The 1,050-nt window shown below is 68.2% G+C and carries 1 protein-coding gene; it reads right to left on the bottom strand.

Annotation, left to right across the window (positions count from 1 at the left end; all coding sequences use genetic code 11):
• Positions 1-1,050 (bottom strand): NAD(P)(+) transhydrogenase (Re/Si-specific) subunit beta (locus ALA01S_RS31185; RefSeq protein WP_066343672.1); only part of this gene is annotated, 1,050 nt, incomplete at both ends.

Here is a 1,050-nt window from a genome sequence, read left to right on the forward strand (position 1 = left end):
AAGGCACTTCCGCTTCGGCCAGCAGCACGTTCATGTGGCCGGGCATGCGGCCGGCCACCGGGTGGATGGCGTACTTCACGTTGATGCCCTTGTGCGTGAGCTTCTCGGCCAGCTCCTTCACGGCGTGCTGCGCGCGGGCCACGGCCAGGCCGTAGCCGGGCACGATCACCACCGTCTCGGCGTTGCCCAGGATGAAGGCCGCGTCGTCGGCGCTGCCGCTCTTGACGCTGCGCTGCTCGGTGCTCCCCTGGGTCGCTGCCGCGGCGTCACCGCCGAAGCCGCCCAGGATCACGTTGAAGAACGAGCGGTTCATGGCCTTGCACATGATGTAGCTCAGGATGGCGCCTGAAGAGCCCACCAGCGAGCCGGCAATGATCAGCATGGAGTTGTTCAGGCTGAAGCCGATGCCCGCGGCGGCCCAGCCCGAGTAGCTGTTGAGCATCGAGACCACCACGGGCATGTCGGCGCCGCCGATGGGGATGATGATCAGCACGCCCAGCACGAAGGCCAGCGCCAGCATCGCGAAGAACGCCGTCCAGCTCTCGGTGGCCATGAACAGCAGGCCCAGGCCGATGGTGGACAGGCCCAGCACCAGGTTGAGCATGTGCTGGCCCGGGAACACCACCGGCGCGCCCTTGAAGAGGCGGAACTTGTACTTGCCCGAGAGCTTGCCGAAGGCGATCACCGAACCGCTGAAGGTGATGGCGCCGATGGCCGCCCCCAGGAACAGCTCCAGCCGGTTGCCCGCCGGGATCTCGCCGCCCTTGGCGGTGATGCCGAAGGCCCAGGGCTCGGCCACGGCGGCCACGGCGATGAACACCGCGGCCATGCCGATCATGGAGTGCATGAAGGCCACGAGCTCGGGCATCTTGGTCATCTGCACGCGCTTGGCCATGACGGTGCCGGCGGTGCCGCCAGCCAGCAGGCCCACGAGCACCCACACCAGCCCGGAGGCGCCGGCGGTGCCCAGGTCCTCGGCGAGCTTCAAGATGAGCGCCGCGGTGGTCACCACCGCGATGCCCATGCCCGTCATGCCGAAGACGTTGCCGC

Source organism: Azohydromonas lata NBRC 102462 (genome assembly GCF_001571085.1).
In the GTDB taxonomy this organism is placed as follows: Bacteria; Pseudomonadota; Gammaproteobacteria; order Burkholderiales; family Burkholderiaceae_C; genus Azohydromonas; species Azohydromonas lata.